Annotated in this window: 19 protein-coding genes; 3 read left to right on the top strand and 16 right to left on the bottom strand. The window is 44.4% G+C overall.

The features are described 5' to 3' along the window. Positions 1-46: 46 nt before the first annotated feature. The 3 genes from GVO63_RS13740 to trxA form a co-directional block, all read right to left on the bottom strand. A complete protein-coding gene (locus GVO63_RS13740; protein WP_159493220.1) occupies positions 47-1,345 on the bottom strand; it encodes an amidohydrolase in 1,299 nt (432 codons plus the stop codon). Positions 1,346-1,562: 217 nt separating this feature from the next. Then, on the bottom strand, positions 1,563-2,828 hold the full coding sequence (rho, locus tag GVO63_RS13735; RefSeq protein ID WP_105930485.1) for a transcription termination factor Rho: 1,266 nt from the start codon (positions 2,826-2,828) through the stop codon (positions 1,563-1,565). A gap of 273 nt (positions 2,829-3,101) precedes the next feature. Then, complete coding sequence (trxA, locus tag GVO63_RS13730) at positions 3,102-3,428, bottom strand: thioredoxin TrxA (protein WP_159493219.1); 327 nt, start codon at positions 3,426-3,428, stop codon at positions 3,102-3,104. A gap of 100 nt (positions 3,429-3,528) precedes the next feature. Here trxA and rhlB point away from each other — a divergent pair, with 100 nt between their 5' ends. Both rhlB and GVO63_RS13720 read left to right on the top strand, forming a co-directional pair. Then, positions 3,529-4,815, top strand: coding sequence for an ATP-dependent RNA helicase RhlB (rhlB, locus tag GVO63_RS13725; protein ID WP_159493218.1), 1,287 nt, complete (start codon positions 3,529-3,531; stop codon positions 4,813-4,815). A gap of 27 nt (positions 4,816-4,842) precedes the next feature. Next, positions 4,843-6,354 carry a guanosine-5'-triphosphate,3'-diphosphate pyrophosphatase gene (locus tag GVO63_RS13720; protein ID WP_159580584.1) on the top strand — a complete coding sequence of 504 codons (1,512 nt, stop codon included), beginning with the start codon at positions 4,843-4,845 and terminating at the stop codon, positions 6,352-6,354. 131 nt (positions 6,355-6,485) lie between these two features. Here GVO63_RS13720 and hemB read toward each other — a convergent pair whose 3' ends face one another. Genes hemB through tatA form a run of 7 tightly spaced genes read right to left on the bottom strand, consistent with a single transcriptional unit; the run spans position 6,486 to position 12,049 of the window. Beyond that, the gene (hemB, locus tag GVO63_RS13715) at positions 6,486-7,484 is read right to left on the bottom strand and encodes a porphobilinogen synthase (RefSeq protein ID WP_159493214.1); all 999 of its coding nucleotides are present in this window, start codon (positions 7,482-7,484) and stop codon (positions 6,486-6,488) included. Then, the gene (locus GVO63_RS13710; protein WP_159580582.1) at positions 7,481-9,379 is read right to left on the bottom strand and encodes a diguanylate cyclase; all 1,899 of its coding nucleotides are present in this window, start codon (positions 9,377-9,379) and stop codon (positions 7,481-7,483) included. Before GVO63_RS13710 ends, hemB begins: the two co-directional genes overlap by 4 nt. Before the next feature lie 6 nt (positions 9,380-9,385). Then, positions 9,386-10,168 (bottom strand): TatD family hydrolase, encoded by a 783-nt coding sequence (locus tag GVO63_RS13705; protein WP_159580580.1) that lies wholly within the window; start codon positions 10,166-10,168, stop codon positions 9,386-9,388. After that, positions 10,169-10,729, bottom strand: coding sequence for a hypothetical protein (locus tag GVO63_RS13700; RefSeq protein ID WP_159580578.1), 561 nt, complete (start codon positions 10,727-10,729; stop codon positions 10,169-10,171). A gap of 25 nt (positions 10,730-10,754) precedes the next feature. Further along, positions 10,755-11,510 (bottom strand): twin-arginine translocase subunit TatC, encoded by a 756-nt coding sequence (gene tatC, locus GVO63_RS13695; RefSeq protein WP_159493210.1) that lies wholly within the window; start codon positions 11,508-11,510, stop codon positions 10,755-10,757. Next, positions 11,511-11,810, bottom strand: a complete 300-nt coding sequence (gene tatB, locus GVO63_RS13690) for a Sec-independent protein translocase protein TatB (protein ID WP_159493209.1) — start codon at positions 11,808-11,810, stop codon at positions 11,511-11,513. It lies immediately after the preceding gene. Continuing rightward, positions 11,810-12,049 (bottom strand): Sec-independent protein translocase subunit TatA, encoded by a 240-nt coding sequence (gene tatA / locus GVO63_RS13685; protein WP_120963418.1) that lies wholly within the window; start codon positions 12,047-12,049, stop codon positions 11,810-11,812. Before tatA ends, tatB begins: the two co-directional genes overlap by 1 nt. Positions 12,050-12,231: 182 nt before the next feature. On the opposite strand from tatA, the gene GVO63_RS13680 reads away from it, so the two are divergent. Next, positions 12,232-13,293 (top strand): hypothetical protein, encoded by a 1,062-nt coding sequence (locus GVO63_RS13680; RefSeq protein ID WP_159580576.1) that lies wholly within the window; start codon positions 12,232-12,234, stop codon positions 13,291-13,293. Positions 13,294-13,426: 133 nt separating this feature from the next. On the opposite strand, the gene ilvN is transcribed toward GVO63_RS13680, so the two are convergent. From ilvN to GVO63_RS13650, 6 genes are all read right to left on the bottom strand, one after another. Further along, a complete protein-coding gene (ilvN, locus tag GVO63_RS13675) occupies positions 13,427-13,924 on the bottom strand; it encodes an acetolactate synthase small subunit (protein WP_105930498.1) in 498 nt (165 codons plus the stop codon). Next, entirely contained in the window at positions 13,924-15,642 is a 1,719-nt protein-coding gene (locus GVO63_RS13670; RefSeq protein ID WP_159580574.1) for an acetolactate synthase 3 large subunit, read from the bottom strand. The genes ilvN and GVO63_RS13670 overlap by 1 nt, the downstream gene beginning before the upstream one ends. Before the next feature lie 269 nt (positions 15,643-15,911). After that, positions 15,912-16,289, bottom strand: coding sequence for a DUF413 domain-containing protein (maoP, locus tag GVO63_RS13665; RefSeq protein ID WP_201281914.1), 378 nt, complete (start codon positions 16,287-16,289; stop codon positions 15,912-15,914). A 232-nt stretch (positions 16,290-16,521) separates the two neighbouring features. Then, complete coding sequence (locus GVO63_RS13660; RefSeq protein WP_159580635.1) at positions 16,522-16,983, bottom strand: hotdog fold domain-containing protein; 462 nt, start codon at positions 16,981-16,983, stop codon at positions 16,522-16,524. A gap of 237 nt (positions 16,984-17,220) precedes the next feature. Continuing rightward, the gene (locus tag GVO63_RS13655) at positions 17,221-20,304 is read right to left on the bottom strand and encodes a TonB-dependent receptor (protein ID WP_159580572.1); all 3,084 of its coding nucleotides are present in this window, start codon (positions 20,302-20,304) and stop codon (positions 17,221-17,223) included. 455 nt (positions 20,305-20,759) lie between these two features. After that, complete coding sequence (locus GVO63_RS13650) at positions 20,760-21,554, bottom strand: hypothetical protein (RefSeq protein ID WP_159580570.1); 795 nt, start codon at positions 21,552-21,554, stop codon at positions 20,760-20,762. Positions 21,555-21,914 lie beyond the last annotated feature (360 nt).

The following is a 21,914-nucleotide window of genomic DNA, read 5'->3' as shown; positions in this document are numbered from 1 at the left end:
TGAATAACTACTGCCCAAATTCAACGCATGTCTCCGGCCGTTATACTTAATGTTGTGACATATAATCGAGTGTAAAGTTGGTTAACAGTTTTACACCTAACTTCATACCTGCATCATCAACGTAGAATTCAGGGGTATGATGAGCAGGGCTGTCTTTCTCTGACACATCAAGTGGCTTACCCCCTACCCACACGTATAAACCAGGTACTTGTTCCTGGAAAAAAGAAAAATCTTCAGCGCCGGTAACCGGCTTTGAAAGCAACGTATTTTCTTCACCCGCTGTGCGCTGCATTGTAGGCAGCATCGCCTGTGTCAATTCAGGATCGTTGAACGTTATAGGGTACGAATAATCTAATGGCAACGTCAGCTCTGCCTCAGCGCCCATACTTTCTGCAATCGCTTTTACTTTGCGAGGAAGTGATTCATAGATATGTTCTCGGGCCGCTTTATTTAACGTACGAATAGTCCCCACCATCTCTACCTCATTGGGGATGATATTAGAGCGGTTACCACCATGAATAGAGCCAATCGAAACGACAGCAGCGTCATCAATTAACTTTAGCTCACGACTGACAATGGTTTGAATAGACATGATCATCTGCGCAGCAGTGACCACTGGGTCGACGCTCTTCCAAGGGTAAGCACCGTGAGCTTGCTTGCCATGGATAACAATTTTGAAAGGATCAACAGCAGCCATGGTGCCACCGGCATTATAGCGAACCTTACCTACATCGGTATTGGCGTTAATGTGAAGCCCAAAGATGGCGTCAACATCAGGATTTTTAAGCACACCTTCGGCTACCATAACTTCAGCACCGCCCTTTTCTCCAGCAGGTGCCCCCTCTTCAGCAGGCTGAAAGATAAATTTCACTTTTCCTTTCAGATCGCCTTTTATGTCAGTAAGAATTTTCGCAGCTCCCATTAGCATGGCCATGTGCGTATCGTGGCCACACGCGTGCATAACTGGTACCTCTTTACCGTTATACTCGCCGATTTGGTTAGAGCGATAAGACAAATCATTTTGTTCTTTAACAGGAAGTCCGTCCATATCTGCGCGCAGCGCAACAACAGGACCAGGCTTTCCAGAGTCTAAAATGGCAACGACACCCGTTTTCGCAACGCCTGTTTGAACGTCTAACCCCAAGCTTTTGAGGTAGTTGGCCACATACTCCGCGGTTTTGAATTCACGGTTTGATAGTTCAGGAAATTCATGGAAGTGATGGCGCCATTTGATAACGTCAGGTTCAACGTTATCCGCTAGCTTATCAACATTGATTTGGCTGGTTGCAGTGGCTGGTACTGATATCATTCCAACAAAAGCGAGTGACAACAATTTACGATACATAATTATTTCCCTTGGTGTTTTTAGGTAGAGTAATTCATCTCATCTACAAAGAGAACATACCATTGGAATTACTGATGTTGGAGTAAGTAGGGCTTTGAAATTACCCGATTCAATAGATTGAAGATATTAGACTGAAGTCTAATTAGTAAAAAATTGTGAAATCTAAGAATGAAAAAGGCGCCATTTGGCGCCTTCTATTTATTTATCAATTAATTGACTAGCTCTTTTGTCTGCGCATGGCATCGAAAAACTCATTATTTGTTTTTGTCATAGACAATTTACTAATGAGGAAGTCCATCGCGTCAATCTCTGACATTTCATGGACAATCTTGCGTAAGATCCACATTTTCTGAAGCTCATCTTGCGTAGTAAGCAATTCTTCGCGACGTGTGCCTGAGCGGTTAAAATCAATCGCTGGGAATACGCGTTTTTCTGCAATCTTGCGGTTCAGGTGTAATTCCATATTACCCGTACCTTTAAACTCTTCGTAGATAACTTCATCCATTTTAGAGCCAGTATCGATAAGTGCCGTTGCGATAATGGTTAAACTACCACCTTCTTCAACGTTACGCGCTGCACCAAAGAAACGCTTAGGTTTATGTAACGCGTTAGCATCCACACCACCGGTAAGTACTTTACCTGATGAAGGAATTACCGTGTTATAGGCACGAGCTAAACGAGTAATTGAGTCTAATAAGATAACAACATCTTTCTTGTGCTCAACTAAGCGCTTTGCCTTTTCGATAACCATTTCAGCAACTTGTACGTGGCGACTTGCGGGCTCATCAAAGGTTGATGCCACGACTTCACCTTGAACGAGGCGGTGCATCTCTGTTACTTCTTCCGGGCGCTCATCGATAAGCAAAACCATCAGTTCACAGTCTGGGTGGTTAGCAGCAATTGACTGGGCAATGTTTTGAAGTAAAAGCGTTTTACCCGCTTTTGGAGGCGCTACGATTAGTCCACGCTGGCCTTTACCAATAGGAGAAGCCAAATCAAGTACACGGGCAGTGATATCTTCGGTCGAACCATTGCCACGCTCCATGCGCAAACGGTCTGCAGCATGTAATGGAGTAAGGTTTTCAAAAAGAATTTTATTACGTGAATTTTCCGGCTTGTCGAAGTTTACTTCACGGATTTTTAAGAGCGCAAAATAACGTTCGCTGTCTTTAGGAGGACGTATTTTTCCTGCAATCGTATCACCGGTACGCAGGTTAAAGCGTCGGATTTGACTTGGCGACACGTAAATGTCGTCAGGTCCTGCTAGATACGATGAATCAGCTGAGCGTAAAAAGCCGAAACCGTCCTGTAAAATTTCTAGTACCCCGTCCCCAAAGATGTCTTCACCGCTTTTAGCGTGTGTCTTCAAGATCGAGAAAATGATGTCTTGTTTTCTGGCGCGCGCCATGTTTTCCAGGCCCATTTCCTCGGCCAGGTTAACCAACTCGCTTATTGGTTTGTTCTTTAATTCAGTTAAATTCATACTGGTGGGTCTTTGTGCTTGAACTTCGCTTACAGGACTTATTGTCACTCTGTTCTAGTTTAGATTTGATATCACCCGGATATGGGCGTAAGCAGAATGCTGCTCGGAGATGAGCGCTGGTAAAAAGTTAGCACTATATTTAAACAACGTCCAGCGTTTTACTACCGAAATGTTAAATAAGTTGCAACTTTCTGTCCTAGAATGGCGCTTTTGAACCTGTTGCTAGAATAAAAACCGGCGCTACACGAGCACCGGCTTTTTATTTATTCTCAATTAAAGATTTTCGTTTAGAAATTCTGTTAATTGTGTTTTTGATAATGCACCAACTTTCGTTGCGGCAACGTTACCATTTTTGAAAAGCAGCAATGTAGGAATACCACGAATACCATATTTAGGTGGAGTTTCGTTATTTTCATCGACATTCAACTTGCCAACTGTTAACTTGCCTTCAAACTCGTTCGCAACTTCTTCTAAGATTGGTGCGATCATTTTACACGGGCCACACCATTCGGCCCAGAAGTCAACCAGTACAGGACCTTCAGCATTGATAACATCTGCTTCGAATTTATCGTCAGATAACTGGATAATTTTGTCGCTCATTCTTTTCTCCATTATTGGTCTGTCGCTGATTTGTCTCAGCCCGACCATAAGTGTTATATAGAAACTGTTTTTTAATGCAAGCACTGATAAGCTATAAGCTATGCCTACTCACTTAACTGATACTCATTTTTCCGACCTGCCGATAAACGGCAAGGTTGTTGACGCCTTAACGGCAGCTAATTTTTCACATTGTACACCAATTCAAGCACTTGCGCTGCCTCCACTATTGGAAGGTCACGATATTGCAGGTCAGGCTCAAACAGGAACCGGTAAAACCATTGCCTTTTTGGTGGCTACATTTCACTATTTGCTAAGCAAAGCAGAAAATGTAGATAACAGCAAATCAAGTGGCCCGCGCGCTATTATTATGGCGCCAACCCGAGAACTCGCCGTTCAAATTTATAACGACGCCAAGCTCCTTAGTGAGCATACCGGACTGTCGCTTGGTTTGATTTATGGGGGCGAAGGTTACCAAAGTCAACGAGAAACTTTGGAAGAAGGGGTGGATATTATTATTGGTACGACGGGACGCATTCTGGACTACTACAAACAGAACGTGTTCACCCTGAAAAATATTCAGGTTGCCGTACTTGACGAAGCCGACCGCATGTTCGATTTAGGCTTCATCAAAGATATCCGCTTTTTATTCCGCCGCATGCCGCCTGCAGGCGAACGCTTAAGCATGTTATTTTCAGCTACGCTCAGCTACCGCGTACAAGAACTTGCTTACGAGCATATGAATAACCCTACTCACGTTCAAGTGGCACCTGAACAAACTACGGCGACAAGAGTGTCGCAAGAACTGTTCTACCCATCTGACGATGACAAAATGTTGTTGCTTCTTACGCTTCTAGAAGAAGAATGGCCAGAAAAAGCGATTGTCTTTGCTAATACCAAAAATAGCTGTGAAAAAGTGACTGACTGGCTGACTGCAGATGGTCATCGAGTGGGCTTGCTGAGCGGTGATGTACCGCAGAAGAAACGCTTGGGCATTCTAGAAGATTTCACTAAGGGTAACTTAGACATTCTGGTTGCTACAGACGTTGCCGCCCGAGGCCTTCACATCGATGCGGTTACCCATGTGTTCAACTATGATTTACCCGATGACGCTGAAGATTATGTTCACCGTATAGGTCGCACGGGACGTGCGGGGCAAAGTGGTATCGCCATTAGTTTTGCATGTGAGAAATACGCCCTTAATTTACCTGCGATTGAACAGTACATTAATCAAACTATACCTGTGACCGATTATGATCGCAGCGCGCTTCTTGAGGATATTACCCCGCCGAAGCCGCGCAGAAGACGTGCACCAAGCAACCGGAACACGTCACGTCGTGGCAACAGCCGGGGCCGAGGCAAGCCACAGCAGCGCAATCACAAGGCGTAAAGATTATTTAATAAGAATCGAGATATTATGCAGGCAGAACTCCAGCACAGTGCACAAACTTACGGTGAATATTATGCAGCCGTAGACCTAGGCTCAAACAGCTTTCATATGGTTATTGTTCATGTGGTTAACGGTAGTGTGCAGATCATTGGGAAAATAAAGCAAAAAGTTCGTTTAGCGGCAGGTTTAGACGATGACCTAGCACTTGATGACGTTAGCATGGAACGCGGCTGGCAATGCCTGCAAGTATTTTCGGAACGCTTACAAGACATCCCTCCTTCGAATATCAAAATCGTTGCGACAGCCACTCTAAGGCTCGCAACGAATGCCCATTTGTTTATTACCAAAGCAGAAGAAATTCTCAATCACAAACTTGAAGTGATAAGTGGTGAAGAAGAGGCACGGCAAATTTACCTCGGTGTAGCCTACACCTCAGCGAACCAAGGAAATAGCCTGGTCATTGATATCGGTGGTGCTAGCACTGAAATCATTATTGGTAATGACATGCAGCCTATCCATCTAAAAAGCTTGGATATGGGGTGCGTAACTTTCATGGAGCGATATTTTACCAACGGCGAAATATCAAAAAGCTGTTTTGATAAAGCGAAATCTGCCGCTCATGAACTGATAGCGCAGGTAGCTGACGCGTTTTTGTGTTTTGATTGGGAAAATTGTCTTGGCGCGTCAGGCACACCGCAAGCAATTACTGAAATTTTAGTTGCCCAAGGTATTAGTGACGCCATTCGCTTAGACTATTTGTATCACCTAGAAAAACAATGTATCGACTGTGGCGACGTAAAGTCACTTAATATCGATGGTCTTGAAGACAGTAGAAAAGCGATTTTTCCATCCGGGCTCGCCATATTAATCAGCTTGTTTGAAGCGCTGCATATCGAACACATGAATATTTCTGGTGGCGCGCTTCGCGAAGGGCTCATCTATGGCATGCTGGATAATGTCACTGAAAATGACCGTCGTCAGCAAACCATTAATCAAACTAAACAGCGCTATCACATTGATAAAAATCACGCGAACTCAGTAAGACACGTTGCTTTGAACTTGTGCCACCAGTTATGTGCGCAACAAAATATTTGTCATCTTGATACTGAAACTATCTTAGGTGCGGCTGCGCAGCTACATGAAATCGGCCTGCATATTGAATATAAGCGTCATCACGAGCATGGTGAGTACATACTTACTTACATTGACCTACCTGGATTTACACGCCTTCAGCGAGCCGCAATCCGTGATTTAGTCGCTCAGCATCGCTTAACAATGGGCGTAGAGGTTTTTGAGAAATACCACGAAGATTATCGCCCTATGTTAAAAGGACTGCTTCGCGTTCTGCGTGTTGCTGTAGTGTTATGCTTACGTCGTCAGAACAAACACATTCCCGAGGTAAAGCTTCTCTGTGAAGATAGTAAGTGGACACTAACATTCCCAGAAGGCTGGCTTAAAGCCCACCCGCTGATTAACGCAGAGTTAGCGAATGAATGCTGGCTTCAGCACAAGGCTGGTTTCGAGCTAGTATGTAAGTAATTACTATTTATACCAGTCCGCATAGATAAATAAGCATTTCTGAACTTATATGATCAAAAAAGCGTGCCCATGCACGCTTTTTTTAACTTCTATGTCATACCTGAGAAAAACGAGCTGAACTCGCTTCAGTGTTACTTCGCAAGCAGCGCTGCCGCTCTAGGAGCAAAATACGTTAAAATACCGTCTGCACCAGCACGCTTAAACGCAAGGAGTGATTCAAGAACCACCGCTTCTTCGTTTAGCCAGCCATTGGCAAAAGCGGCTTGATGCATGGCATACTCACCGCTCACTTGATAAGCGAAGGTCGGTACTTTAAATTCATCTTTGCAGCGGCGCACAACGTCAAGGTAAGGCATACCTGGCTTGACCATAACCATGTCTGCACCTTCTTCAATATCAAGAGCGATCTCATGGAGCGCTTCGTCCGTGTTGGCAGGGTCCATTTGATAGGTTTTCTTGTTGCCGCCTTTTATATTTGCAGCCGAGCCCACCGCATCTCTGAATGGACCATAATACGCTGATGCGTACTTTGCAGAGTAAGCCATAATGCAGGTGTTAATGTGCCCCGCATCTTCTAGTGCTTTTCGGATACTACCAATACGGCCGTCCATCATATCGGACGGTGCAACAATATCGGCCCCAGCTTCTGCGTGTGACAGCGCTTGTTTAATTAATACCTTAACGGTTTCATCATTCATCACGTAGCCACTCTCGTCCAGCAGACCATCTTGACCGTGAGATGTAAATGGATCTAATGCAATATCAGACATAAGCATGACATCAGGAAACGCCTTTTTAAGCGCTCTCATTGCTTGTTGTGCAAGACCTTCTGGGTTAAAAGCTTCGCTGGCGCATTCTGTCTTAAGTTCCATGGGTGTAACAGGAAATAGAGCGAGCGTCTTAATCCCCAGCTTCACCCAGTTTGCCGCCTCTTCGACAAGTAGGTCGATAGACAGTCTTTCAACGCCAGGCATCGATGGCACCGCTTCCCGGCTCTGTTTTCCAGGTAACACAAATACTGGGTAAATAAGATCGTCGGTTGTTAAGCGATGCTCGGCAACGAGTCCCCGCAATGCATCTTTTGCTCGAAGTCTACGCATTCTGCGGTGAGGGAAAGAAGAAGATGTCATAGTTTTTCCTGTAATTTTTTGTGGACGACTTTATTGCGGCCTGTCGCTTTCGCTTGGTATAAAAGTTCATCAGCAAACTTAAACAAGTTTTGAGCATGGTCTTCATCTACGATGACAGTGGTAGACAGGCCCGCGCTAGCCGTTAAACGAATAGTTTCGCCCCCGTACTCAAAAGTCGATAATTCGAGGCCGCGTCGCATACTCTGAGCAACGTGAAGCGCACCTTCAATATCGGTATTAGGCAATATAACAGCAAACTCTTCACCCCCAATGCGACACAAGTCATCAGTAGGGCGATGAATGTGAGCTTGAAACATTTTTGTTACGTGAATAAGGCACTCGTCACCACCATCGTGCCCATACTTGTCGTTTATAGTTTTAAAATGGTCAACATCGATAATAATAAGGGAAAGTGGCGTTTGTTCACGACGACTACGTCGGCCCTCTGAGCGCAATTTTTTGTCGAAATGCCGTCTATTATGTGCGCCGGTTAACGGGTCGATGGCATTCAATCTTTCCAGTTCCTGATTAACTTCCGATAGCTCACGTAACGTGACTTCTAATTCGAGCGTGCGCTCTTCAACTTTATATTCAAGATCGTCTTGATGGCGCTTCTGCGCTTCGATAAGCCTTTCTTTTGCAATGTTTGCTTGCTTCTCTTGTTCTAGGGCAAACTGCTTCGCATCGACTAAATCATCACGACTAGCACTGTAATTAATAGCAAGTATCAGCGCCAGAATTAACGTTTCTACTGCACCGCCGATAATCAACAAACTATTCGATGGTATCGGAAGCTCTATAAGGTTCACATTGTCTAAGCTCGCGCTTAAGCCGCTCACTAACAAGAACCCCCATGCTATAGAAAAATAACGGGCTACCACGACCCCCTTTAATGTCAACCAAACGCCTAGCCACATGGTAAAAATCACAGTGATGCTAAGTAAAAACAAGAACACCTTTATCATCAGTGAGTATGGAAGAAAGAGGCTGGCGACAATATTAATCGCATAAATCCAGGCATTCGCCCTTACCAAAGCATCTACTTTGCCACTGTAATCGCTGATGGGTAAAAGACTTCTGGTAAACAGAGTGGCAAACAAGATGGTAGCGTTTGAAAATAAGAGAATAGCTTTGGATTGGAACAAAGCACTGTCTGCCCATATATATGCAAAACCATAACCGTGGAGCGTAGCCAGCGTAAGCGCCAGGTTGATAATGTAGCCCGAATAGTACAGAAACGATACGTTACCCGTTGTAACGGTAAGAAAAGCGTTGCTGACCCCCATTGCCACCAATATTCCAAAGAAAATACCGAGCGCAAGGTTTCTGCTTGAAGTAAATGAAATAAACTCAGCCTCTTCCCATATCCTGATAGGCAAGCGGATTGTCCCAGAGGTTTGAACCCGAACGATAACACGCTGTGATTGTGCGCTTTCAGGCAGCGGAAAAAGCGGCTTCACGTGCAGAATGGGGCGTTCATTAAAAGGTTTAGCATCACCGCTTGAATAAGTTACCACAGGAGCGCTACCTACCTGGCTGAAAACGGCAACATCCAGATGGTCTATCAACGAATAATCAATGTGCAGTAAATAACGACTCCCTGTACTTTGGGTGGGAGACACCATCATAGAGAACCAATGCACACTGGTATCCATGCCCAAATTCACCGGCGACGAAACGGACTTCCATTCACCTAACGACTTTTTTGACACGCTCACGAAGTCCAGCGCTTCACCGTCGCTCTCTTTCAAGTGGCTTAACTGCGTGTATTTGGGCGTAACCTTGGTAATGGGAGAAAGATTCAGCAATACAGAAATAAAGCCAACAGCAGCAATGAGAGTGACAAATATGAGACCTGCATCATATTTGCGCATAGCTTTACGGTTTGTTTGCATATGAACCTAGGGTAAGCGTAGTGAAAACAACTCACACGTATTAGCATAGCTGCTAGTACGTAACATTTCAGTTTCTATCTGCAAATACTCTGCTAACTGTTGCCCTATGTGAGGTAAAAAAGCCGGCTCATTATTGCGTTTTCGTGGTCGCAGAGTTTTAGGAAAAAGATAAGGAGCGTCTGTCTCCAAGATAAGGCGGTCCATTGGTATATGCTTTACGGCTTCACGCAGTTCTTCACCACGTTTTTCATCACATACCCAACCGGTAATCCCAATATAAAGGCCTAACGATAAATATTGCTTTATCTGCTCGGCGGTGCCGGTAAAGCAATGCGCGATGCCGCCTTTTAAACGCGGCATATAACGGCTTAAAAGAGACAGCTGCTCACTAAATGCATCTCTCTCGTGCAGATAAACGGGCAAATGAATGTCCGCCGCTATTTTTAACTGTTCTTCGAATACCTCACGCTGAACGGATTGAGGAGAGAAGTTTCGATTAAAATCCAGTCCGCACTCACCGATAGCGACGCATCCTTCATGCTGCGCGAATTCACGTAAAAGAACATAGTCTTCAGCGAACACGTCTTTTGCATTATGGGGATGCACGCCAATGGTATAACAGCATTCATTAGGATATTGCTTGTAGAGGGCAACAGCCTTTTCCCACTCATCGGGGTGAGTGGTAATGATGCATAGCTTATCGACGCCAGCATCCTTAGCCCGCAGCATTATCTCGTCAGCGTCAAATCGCCTATCGAGTAAATTAACGCCACCATCGAACCAAGGCATTTACTTAACGCGTTTTACTTTCATGCGTTTGTTAAGGCCTTCCACGCTGAGGAAGAAAGCGCCAAACAAGCCGCGTTCAATAGAAACAACTTGTCCTTCCTGCAGCTTCAAGTAGGTATCGTCAGTCTGACGCCATATCGAACCATCGCTGAAAGTAATCGTGTGCTTATCGCGCGAATTTTTGTCAAACGAACTAATAGTCACTGTTATTTCAGACGCTTCGCTTGCCAAGTCACGCTTATGCTCTAAACCAAATTCATTCGCTGGTTTTGCTGGTTTTGCAGGCTTTGCTGGCAAGTCTGGCCGCTTCGAGGGTGCCTGCTGTCGAGAATTTCCAGCGTTCGTTTTAGCCATTTTATATTCTGAAAGCTGATTAACTTGTGCATCAACGCCATCGAACTGGTTTAAAGATTTCGCTACCTTGTCGTAACATATCAGACGCTTCAAGCTGTCGTCAGTATTCCGACATTTCTCCAGCGCATCGCCTATTGATTCAGCAAAAACGTTAAACGTGCTAAAAGCACAGAGTAAAGTAGCAACAGAAAGCAGTTGAGTTTTCATTTTTATTCCTTTCTTTTTATGAACTTTATGTGTTGTCCGACGTTTCGCTAGAAGTTTCATCGCTAGGTTTATTACCTGCATAGAACCCACCTACAATAACGCCAACTTCAAACAGTAGCCACATTGGAATGGCTAAAAGTGTTTGAGAGATAATATCTGGCGGAGTCAGTAACATGCCCACCACGAACGCTCCGACCACAACATAAGGACGTTTCGCTCGAAGTGATTTGGCATCCGTAACGCCAGTCCAACACATCAAAATAATGGCTATTGGTATCTCGAATGAGACCCCAAATGCAAAAAACAGTTTCAATACGAAGTTCAAATAGCTCGATATATCAGTACTGACTGTTACACCTTCTGGCGCGACACTGGTAAAGAATGCGAACGCAATGGGGAATACAACGAAATAAGCGAATGCCATGCCGGCGTAAAACAATAGCGTACTCGAAAGCAGCAGCGGCGCGACTAAGCGCTTTTCGTTTCTATACAGCCCTGGCGCTACAAACCCCCACACCTGATAGAGCACGTAAGGGATGGCAATAAAAAATGATAATACCAACGTAAGCTTAAAAGGTGCGAAAAAGGGCGACGCAACGTCGGTTGCAATCATGCTCGAATTTTCAGGTAGGGCGTCAAGTAGCGGCATTGCTAAGATTTGATACAAGTCTTGTGCAAATGCAGCAAGACAAAGAAACACAATAAGTACACTCAACAGCGCTTTGAGAATACGACTGCGCAGTTCAATTAAATGCGAAATTAGGTTGTTAGCGTCAGACATCTATTGCTTTTTATAAGGTTCTTGAACCGATTCTGCTGCCTTTTTAAGCTCATCGACACTCTGTTCAAGTTCTGGTGAAAGATTTTTAAGCCCTTGTTGCTCGGCTTTTTTCAAGTTTTCATGCAATTCATGCACGCGCAACTGATGCTCAACTTCTTGCTTAAAGCCTGTTGCTACATTTCGTACACTACGAATTGTATTAATAGTAGAGCGCATCGCACCTGGTAATCTCTCTGGCCCAAGAATGAGAAGGGCCAAGACACCAACTACCAAAAGCTCCCAAAAGCCAATATCGAACATTAGGATTTTTCTTTAACGTCGCTCTTTGTCTGTGTTGTAACAGGCTCTGAGGCTGACTTTTCTTCAACTTGCTTCTTTTGCTCGAAGTCCGCGTCTTTTTCTTCTTCGCTGACCGCCTTTTTAAAACCTTTGATTGCGCCGCCTAGGTCAGTGCCTATGCCTTTAAGTCGCTTCGTACCAAACAAAAGCACCACGATAACCAGTATGATCAGCAACTGCCAAATACTAATACCACCCATATAATTCTTCTCCCTAACAACGATTGATACAGTATGCCACTGCACGCCATCGCTTTCACCTGAATATTTATCCCAATGAATAAAGATTGACGTTTTGACTACGACAATTCATTCTCTGATTATACTTAACACGAATAGAAAAACATTCAACTATTCTAATTTTTACAAGGAGTTAGTGAGTAATGCTTTGTCTTACTGTGGCCTACTGCTATTTGCTGCTCACTGCCCCTATACCATCCGCGCCCCTAAATAGTACGGTGAAAGCCACTGCTGATGCGACCAGCGCCCCCGAAACATATAACAACACTACTCCTATGAATCCCCAACGTGCTACAACGCAGAACGTTACTAACCTTAACACGTCGCACTCTTCAACACTTGAAAGTGAAGAAGCGTGGTTCGATATTTGGCAACGCAGTTTTACCGACACAATGGACTTTACGGTAAAACAACTCGACGGCTTGTTTGAAAGCGAGGAGCACACTTACGTTAAGGGGGAAAAACAAGCAAGAGCAGAAGGGCGTATTCAACTGGCGTGGGAACCAAGAAGTGGAATGCTGTCTGATACAGATTTACGGTTTCGCATACGAGTACGGCTACCGGCGTTGAAAGAGCGAGTCGATTTACTGCTTAGCGATAACGAGGACGAGACACAAACCAATACCATTCGCGCAGCCCGAGATACGGGAAACAATAATAGAGACAGAACGACTATTGCGCTTCGCTTTCGTCCTGAGCAAAACTCTCACTACTCGTTTCGAATTGGCGCAGGCCGTCGCGACCAGCTTTATGGCATGGCGAGATACAAAGATGCCTTCGCTTTTTCGAAACAATGGGCCATGCTCTATGACACCGAGCTTTATTACTACACACGCGATCGTTTCGGCGCAGAGTTGGGCGTAGCAATTCAATATGAAATAAGTAAAAAACATCTGGTGCGGCAAAACAACCGTTTCTTCTTTCGTGACGAAACTAACGACTGGCTGTGGCGCCACGAAATCCACCATTTGTTTTCTGTAGATAAAAATAACGCCGTTGTACCTCACTTAACCGTAGAGGGCTTAAGTCAGCCTAATTATCGTGTTGAAGAAGTCTATACAGGCTTCAGATGGCGTAATAATTCACTGCGTGACTGGTTATTTTTTGAAGTTGAACCTTTCGTTTTATGGCTACGTGATGAAGATTTCAAAACGTCATACGGCGTAGCCTTGCGCGTTGAAGCCTACTACGGAAACCACAATTAAGTTCGACAATCTTGCCTGTTCCCTCTTTCTGCCATAACTGCGTTATTACACGCGCCTAGTAACTGTCTGCACAAAAAAAGGCTGTCTAAAAGACAGCCTTTTTGGTCACTCTTTGCTTTTTATATCGTATCACCTATGGACGAAGCGCCCTATCACCTCGTGCAAGACCACACACACCGGTGCGCGATGATTCGATAATTTCAGCACATTGCCCCATTGTTGTAGCAAATGCGTCTAATTTATCGGTGGTTCCCGTGATCTCAATGGTGTAATTGTTTACGTTCACATCCACGATGCGCGCACGGAAGATATCGGCATTACGCTTTACTTCGGCACGAACGGATTCAGTACGCGTGGCTACTTTGATCAACATAAGCTCGCGCTCAATGTGTGTACCTTCGGTGAGATCGACCACTTTAAGCACATCAATAAGCTTATTCACTTGCTTAGTAATTTGCTCGATAACCTTGTCATCGCCATGTGTAATGATGGTAAGGCGTGAAAGGCTCGCATCATCAGTCGGTGCCACACATAGTGAGTCAACGTTGTAACCACGTTGGGAAAACACACCCACGATACGAGATAGTGCGCCCGGGGCATTTTCCATTAATACAGAGATAATTCGTTTCATCAGGTTCGCTCCGTCTTGCTTAAGCGCATGTCATCCATTGCGCCAAACTTAATTTGCATTGGATATACGTGTTCGTTTTGGTCTACTGCTATGTCCATAAACACTAAGCGATCTGTGTAGCTGAAACATTTCTCCATTGCTGCGTCGAGCTCGTCGAGCTTGTCTACTTTTATACCCACATGTCCGTAGGCTTCTGCCAACTTCACAAAGTCAGGCATTGAATCCATGTATGAATGTGAGTGACGCCCTTTATAAATCATATCCTGCCATTGACGCACCATACCCAACGCACGGTTGTTCAATGAGATAATCTTGATAGGCAAGTTGTACTGCAAACAGGTCGATAGCTCTTGAATATTCATTTGAATACTACCGTCACCGGTTACGACCACAGACGTTGAGCCTGGGTGTGCGAACTGCACGCCCATTGCAGCCGGTAAACCAAAGCCCATGGTGCCAAGACCACCTGAGTTAATCCACTGACGCGGTTTATCATAAGGATAATAAAGCGCCGCAAACATTTGGTGCTGACCTACGTCGGAACTTACATAGGCTTTACCGTCTGTGTGTTTATACAGGGCTTCGATAACGCGCTGGGGTTTAATGACCTCTTCGCCTTGTGCGTAGTTTAAGCACTGACGAGAACGCCAAGTTTCAATTTGCTGCCACCAGTCGGCTAGCTTCTCGCTTTGGCCTGATAAATCTTTTTTATTTACCTGACTCAAGATCTGATCAAGTACCTTATCGACCGAACCTACCACAGGAATGTGAGCATTTACGGTCTTAGATATAGACGCTGGGTCAATATCAACGTGGATAATATCAGCATGGGGGCAGAACTTATCAACGTTATTGGTAACACGGTCGTCAAAACGTGCCCCTAACGCAATGATGCAGTCGGCATTATGCATGGTTTTGTTCGCTTCCAGCGTACCGTGCATACCTAGCATACCGATAAATTGTTTGTGTGTACCCGGCATAGCACCAAGGCCCATTAACGTACAAGTTACCGGTGCATTTAGCTTTTCAGCTAACTCAATGACTTTTTCTGACGCATCGCAGGCTACCGCGCCGCCACCAACATAAAGAACAGGACGCTCCGCTTTAAGTAGTGACTCAACCGCCTTTTTGACCTGCTTAGGGTGACCTTTTTCGGTTGGGTTGTAAGAACGCATAGTCACATCAGTTGGGAACACGTATGGGTGCTCTTCTGCTACGTTCACAATGTCTTTTGGCAAATCTACTACCACCGGACCAGGACGACCTGTGTTCGCAATGTAGTAAGCTTTAGCAATCGCTTCTGGAATATCTACCGCGCGCTTTACCAAAAAGCTGTGCTTAACGATGGGGCGTGAGCACCCTACCATGTCAGTTTCTTGGAATGCGTCTTCACCAATGTGCTTGGAAGGCACTTGTCCCGACAAAACAACCATCGGGATAGAGTCCATGTACGCAGTAGCTATACCTGTAATAGTGTTGGTAGCGCCTGGACCTGACGTGACGAGCACTGTGCCGGTTTTGCCAGTTGAACGTGCATAACCATCCGCCATATGAGCGGCTGCCTGTTCATGACGTACGAGGACGTGTTTGACATCATCTTGCGCAAATAATGCGTCATAAATGTCTAGTACGGCACCACCTGGGTAACCGAACACGTGTGTCACTCCTACATCTTTTAGCGCTTCAACCACCATGGCTGCGCCCGACATCATTTTCACAGTGCTTTTCTCCTGTAATGGGTTGGGGGGTTTGTCAGCGTACGTTGACGATGCCCCGACTATATCTAAGGTAATAGGAAGATAAAACACCAAATTGCGTAAAAGTGAGATATATATCCCAATATTCGTAATAATTAGGATAAATATTTCGATATGCAGATTATTTTCACGAAAAATAGGATGGGAATTTACATTAATTTAACAGAAAAGAAAAAACAGGACCTCTCGCTTTGCCTTTGTGCAACAATCAAGCGCACAAAGGCTATCGCTTAGTCATCAAGGTCAATATCTAAATCACTGTTATCGCTCATGTCCGTATCATCGTCTACGTCGTCAACAGCAGGTTTTTTAGAACCGTAAATACTTGCCGTTTTTGGCCTATTAATTCGCGCTTGGTATTTTAGCCACGCTTTTTCTTGCGGTGTCGCAGGTTCACGGTGTCCGAGTGCCGACTCTAAATACGCCTGTTCTTCATCATTCTCTGGCGTTATTTTTCCATCGACTAAGGCAGCAAACAAGCCTCCATAAGATTGAAGCAGTTTACTCTCATTGATAGAAAAATCGCCTGAACGGGCAAAACCGTAAGGATAGTGTTTCTTATCTGCAAAGGGTTTACTGGTAACTTGCTCTTTTGTGATCACAGACATCTTAACCTCTTCAATCGTGACAACCTGAGATAATTCGCCAGGACTTTGCCACAAAAAATAGTTGAATGAAATAAACTACCGATTTAGCGCCTCAATCGTTTGCTCTGTTATTCTTAGTTGGATAATGTTTTTCTGTCAAATACAAAACGCCGTGTAGTAAATACGTAATAATCAGCAGCTGGAAAAAACAAAAAAGGCCGCTGATGCGGCCGCCTTAGCACACGTTTACGTGTTAACGTTTTTCACTTACCCAAACGGTTATAGTGCCGTCGACAACCACATTGCCTGACGCGTTGTACGCTTTTACTACAATGGGTAGATCACCCGGCTTCCACGCATCGGCAGGCACTTCAGCGACACAGCGAATGTCTGAGTCTGCCTTTGCCGGATACTTTACTTCCATGCCTTTGGGGATCCACCTAAGATTTTTAGGAATCGATGCTTCGCACATGAAACCCATAGCCATCTCTAAGCCATTGCATATAGCAATAACGTGAACCGTGCCGATGTGATTTTCTACCCCTTTGCGCTTTTTAATAAGCACTTCACAGTAGTTAGGTTTAATGTCAGTAATAAGCGGGGAGACGGTTGAAAAATAAGGCGCTCTGCGTGCTGAATACCAGCTAAACAGTTTTTTGCCAAAGGGCAGTTTTAGAAATTTATTATAGGTATTAAGTACGTAGTTGTTTGACATCGTGTTCACGCTGACTTTCTATAAGCTCAAAAAATGAATTACTGCTTTACTTTTAAAAAAGAAAGCCCCACCTGGTTAGACCAGTCACATAATGACTAACATAATCTTTACTAGGTGACGTTTCAACTAAGAATGTACACTTTGCCATTCCTTAGTAAGTCTAGTGTATGAGATGCACAAATAAAAAAACCCAACATGAGAAAACGCATGTTGGGTTTTAATGTTTACTGATTGACCTTACATGGTGTAGTTAACACCAACGAAGTAGAATCTCCCGCGCGGACCAGCTGGGCGAGAAAGTGTACCAAGGTACGGGTCTTCTTCGAATGCATTGTTAATACCGCCATAAACTTCTAGGTTATCTTTGAAGTTATAAGATAGCGAGAAGTCATGCACCACCGCAGACCCAGTATGCGTCTGACTGATAAAGTCAGGGTTGTTTTCAATATCTTGATTTTCTAGGCCAGGAAGTAATTGACTTCCTTCGTAACGACCACGCCAACCAATAACGAAATCACCAATAAGGTAATCAACGTTCATGTTAACAATCCACTCAGGACGGGTGAACGTACCAAGCACATCTGTAACTTCATTTGGTGCGCTGACATCACGCACTTCATCGTTCTTCAAGAAGTTAGTACCGTTGATACTAAACTCAAGTCTGCCATCGGTCTCAGCAAATTTAGATAAATCAAAACCGTAGTCAACACGGAAATCAATACCTGACGTTTCTACTGCTGCTAGGTTGATAAAGCCTGAACGGAAGTTAGTAATAAAACCATTACTTGCATCCCTGTCTACTGCATCACAGAATTGGTTGTTGATAGTTGGCGCATCAACACAGTTAGATGCAATATCAAAACCTGTCAGGCTATCAATCAGGCCATCTATTTGGATGTTGTAATAATCAAGCGTCACTACAAGGCCATCAAATAAACCGTCAAATTCACCCTCTGGTCTCCAAACAGTACCCACTGTTAGCGTCTCGGCTTCTTCCGGGTCCAAATCAGGGTTACCACCTGTCGTACCTGCGACAAACGCGGATAGGAAGTTGGTTGAGTCATAGCTACCGTCAGCCACTGCGTCACCAATTAGTGCAATACAGTTTGCTTCACGGAATTCAGAACCTGCATCAATGAAGTTTTGGTTACAAGGGTCACTACCAGCACCCAAGGTTGCCGCAAATGTTGGAGCAAACGCCTCATTGATGTTTGGAACACGCACCGCTTCTGAATAGGTGGCTCTTACGCTGAATGTATCCACCGGCGACCACATAGAACCAACAGTCCATGCGTCATGAGTGCCATATGGATCGTAGTCAGAGCTTCTGTAAGCTGCGCGAAGCTCAAGTCTTTCCGCAAACTCCATTCCCTCTAGTAGAGGAATTGTTGCCTCCATGAAATATTCCGATACGTCGTATTCACCATTAGATGGATTTGTTGGGCCTGCTCGAGAGTCCAACTCACCGAATGTTAGGCCTAAAGCTGAGAAGGTGTTTGGTGTATACTCGCTCGACTCTCTGCGCCACTCATAACCTAAAGCAAAAGCTATTGGACCTGCTGGTAACTCAAACAAGTCGGCGGACGTACCAGAAACGACGGCAAGGAAGTTCTCTTGCACGATATCGTTTTGATCTGTACCCGGCTGGAAAATGAAGTTAGCAGCTTCTGCACTAATCGAATCTTTACCAAATAGGTTAACTGGTACACACGAACCATCACCCGGTTGGAACGTTAAAAAGCCAAAGTTACCGTTTACTGTAGGAAATGGTGACGTTGGTGGCAACGCACTGCTATCTAAGTCTGAACGACACACTGTGTTGCCTGTAGAGGGATCGACAACTGCATCAATTGCTGCAAAATAACGATCTTCGATACGTTGACGACTTGTGATGTCTGCATCTGTACGACCGTAGTTATAGAACACTTCATATTCAAGTTCAGTGTTTGGAATGTAACCGTCAAAGCCTGTTACCACTCTGAAGGTTTTACGCTGTGCTTCTGGGTTTGATGTTGCATTAAAATCCAGAACATCACGAGACATGACCAAGCTTACGCTCTCACCCTCTGCTTCCAATTGATTAATTTGTGATAGTAGTTCCGCTGGAATGAACGGGTTATCCAGTGAAATAGGGATATCATCGTTGAAACCGTTTACCTGATTAGTCTCTTTGGTTTCACTTTGAACAAACTTGGTGTCGATAAAGAAGTTAATATATTCATTAACCTCGTAATTTGCGATGGCTTGAACAAGGATGCGTTTTGACTCAGGGAGGATAAGTTCACTGTCTGGGCTTCCTGGAACACCGTCACCACCGCTGGCGTCAAACGGCCCGATATACACATCACCCGGGTTATAGGCTCTCAGACCGTTGTCGCCAATAACTTGACAAGCAGGGATCATCGCAGAGCCAAGGGTTGAACACCCTGCTGCACCGCCAGAGCCTAACACGTCGAAGAACGCACTTCCTGTTAACGAGATTACGCCGCGATCGCTAGAAATTGGCAGACGATAATCAGGAACCCACGTGTTAGCAAAACGAGAGTCGACGCCAAAAGCCGCTTGCGTAGCAGAAGTATTGGCGACTTGAGTGTAGAGGCCTGAACCAGCAAAATCTCTGTCGCGCGCGAAAACTGGACTGGTTTCTTGATACTCAACAGCAAAAACTAGCTCGCCTTTATCGGACGAGAAACCATTTGCCAATGAGATGAAGAATTCATTAGCATCCATCTCATCACTTACGCCCGACTGTGTACGCAACTCCAAGCCGTCAAAAGACGCGCCATTTCGCATATTGAAGTTAACAACACCGGTCACAGCGTCGGCACCATAAACCGCTGATGCACCGCCAGTAAGCACCTCGACATTTCGCATTAGTGCTGTTGAAATCGTGTTTACGTCAACAGAACCCGTGCCTTCAATGCCCGACACATGGCGACGCCCATTTTCCATCACAAGGGTACGTTCACTGCCCAAGTTTCTCAGGTTCAGTAAGCTCGCACCAAGTGGTGTGCCATTAAACGCAGAAAATGACCCCGGCAATGAAGCTTGAAGCTGTGGCGATTCACGAAGCATAGCACCTAAGTCGATTTGACCTGATGTTTTGATATCACCCGCGTTAATTGCTAGTACTGGACTGGCGGCTTCTAAAGAAGAGTCTTGCGCCACACGAGAACCTGTAACGACAACTTTCTCGACATCTTTTTCTTCAATAGTAGTCTCTTCTTGAGCGTTAACTACGCTCGAATTAAGCGCGAGCGCTGAAGCGACTGCACAAGCAAGTACAGTCATCTTATTTTGCTTCGATAAATCAAAAGCCATGTGTGTTTCTCCGAGTATACTTTCTCTCCGTTGCGCTCTTTTTGGCGCTTATTAGGGAGTTTGAAAGCGATAGTTGTTTTTAATATGTTTGAGGTATGCGTTTTACACTGCCTCTTTTTTGCAAACTATTTCTGCAAACAATGTGCCTATCAAAATACGAGTAATTAGCAAAATTACCGCTAAAAAACGGCGCATTATGCATATTTACCCACCAAAATCTATTTAATATTCAAATAGACTTGTTAATACCCTATCGAGTGCACATTTATTGTGCAGAAGTACTTCCAAAACGTAGATTTAACGAGAAATGGGTTGAAATCAAGGCAGTAACGCACTAAATGAGTGCAAATCAGGATGAATAAGGATTCATTACAGTGCGTAAATGCAGATAGAATCAGTAATAGAGAATGAGATAACGCAAGGCTTACACTTTAGTATAACTTCAAAAATAGCGGCTATTGTAGCTTGTTTAAATACTTATCAATGTGTGTTTGAAAACGTTTGTGATCTCGACACTTCACCGTACCCTGAACTGACTTTTTTGCGTCGCCCGCTAAAGTGGGAAAATCACGTTCTTTAATCGTGACGCCCTTATTTTTACTGAGGGCGCTAAATAACTTTCCTTTAAAAGTGCTGCAGTCTACAACAATTTCTATGCTTTCGAGAAAATCTTCGTTTTCGGTATTGTAGGGATTAGAAAGTTTTAGGTTTCTTTTTACATTTGAATGGGTTTTCTTTGAAGGTGATTGATTAGCGATGTCTTGCAAACGTAGTGCGTTTAAACGATTGATATAGTTTTTCGTCGCATCTTGAATTCTCAGCCTGACATCTTTTGTCCTTAGCAAAGATTGTGCAGAAACTTCTTTTTCCAAAGTCGCTTGTGACCCTTCAGATTCATTTTTCGGTCTACTAGCGATTAAGGGGGTTTCCTTCTTTTTTGCTTCTATGAGTACAACACCACCCTCTACCTCGGCATTAGTCTTATGTACTAATTTTGGCTTAGTCTCGGTTTTTTGCGTAATAGTTGGCGGCTGTAATAAAACTGCTTTTAGCAAAAGTGGAGGCAAAGGTTGCTGACCAGCAGGTTTGTTAGCGGTGGTGAATGCCAACGCTAGTAACAATCCCCCATTAATACCAAGTGAAAGCAAAAGTGCATGAAGCGCAGAAGAACTAGGCAGGCGTATTTGAGCGAAACAGTACCACTCAAGCCCATATCTATTAACCCTTCCTTCTACCATTAATGCATCCATCCATAAAAGCACCTAGTAGTTGAGCACTAATAAACCAGAAAGTTCAGATAGCTTTCACGTAGAAAATAACAGTGACTATGGAATATGAATTCGGGTGTAAGAGAGTTTAAATTTTCGTGTTATCTGGAAAATTTGGAGTGGGAAACAGATTTGAACTCGTTGCGAAGCAATGGCCGACACTCGGTCGCGGACCCATCAAGGGGTCGCATCAATACATCTGCAAATATTTAGATTTTCGTGATGTTTGAAAATTTGGAGCGGGAAACGAGATTCGCCAACTGGCCGACACTCGGTCGCGGACCCTTTAAGGGGTCGCACTTAAAAACTGGATAAGTTTTAATTTTTGAGGTGTCTGAAAAA

This window comes from Alteromonas sp. KUL106, from assembly GCF_009811415.1.
Taxonomy (GTDB): domain Bacteria; phylum Pseudomonadota; class Gammaproteobacteria; order Enterobacterales; family Alteromonadaceae; genus Alteromonas.
This window is presented reverse-complemented; position numbering and strand designations above follow the sequence as displayed.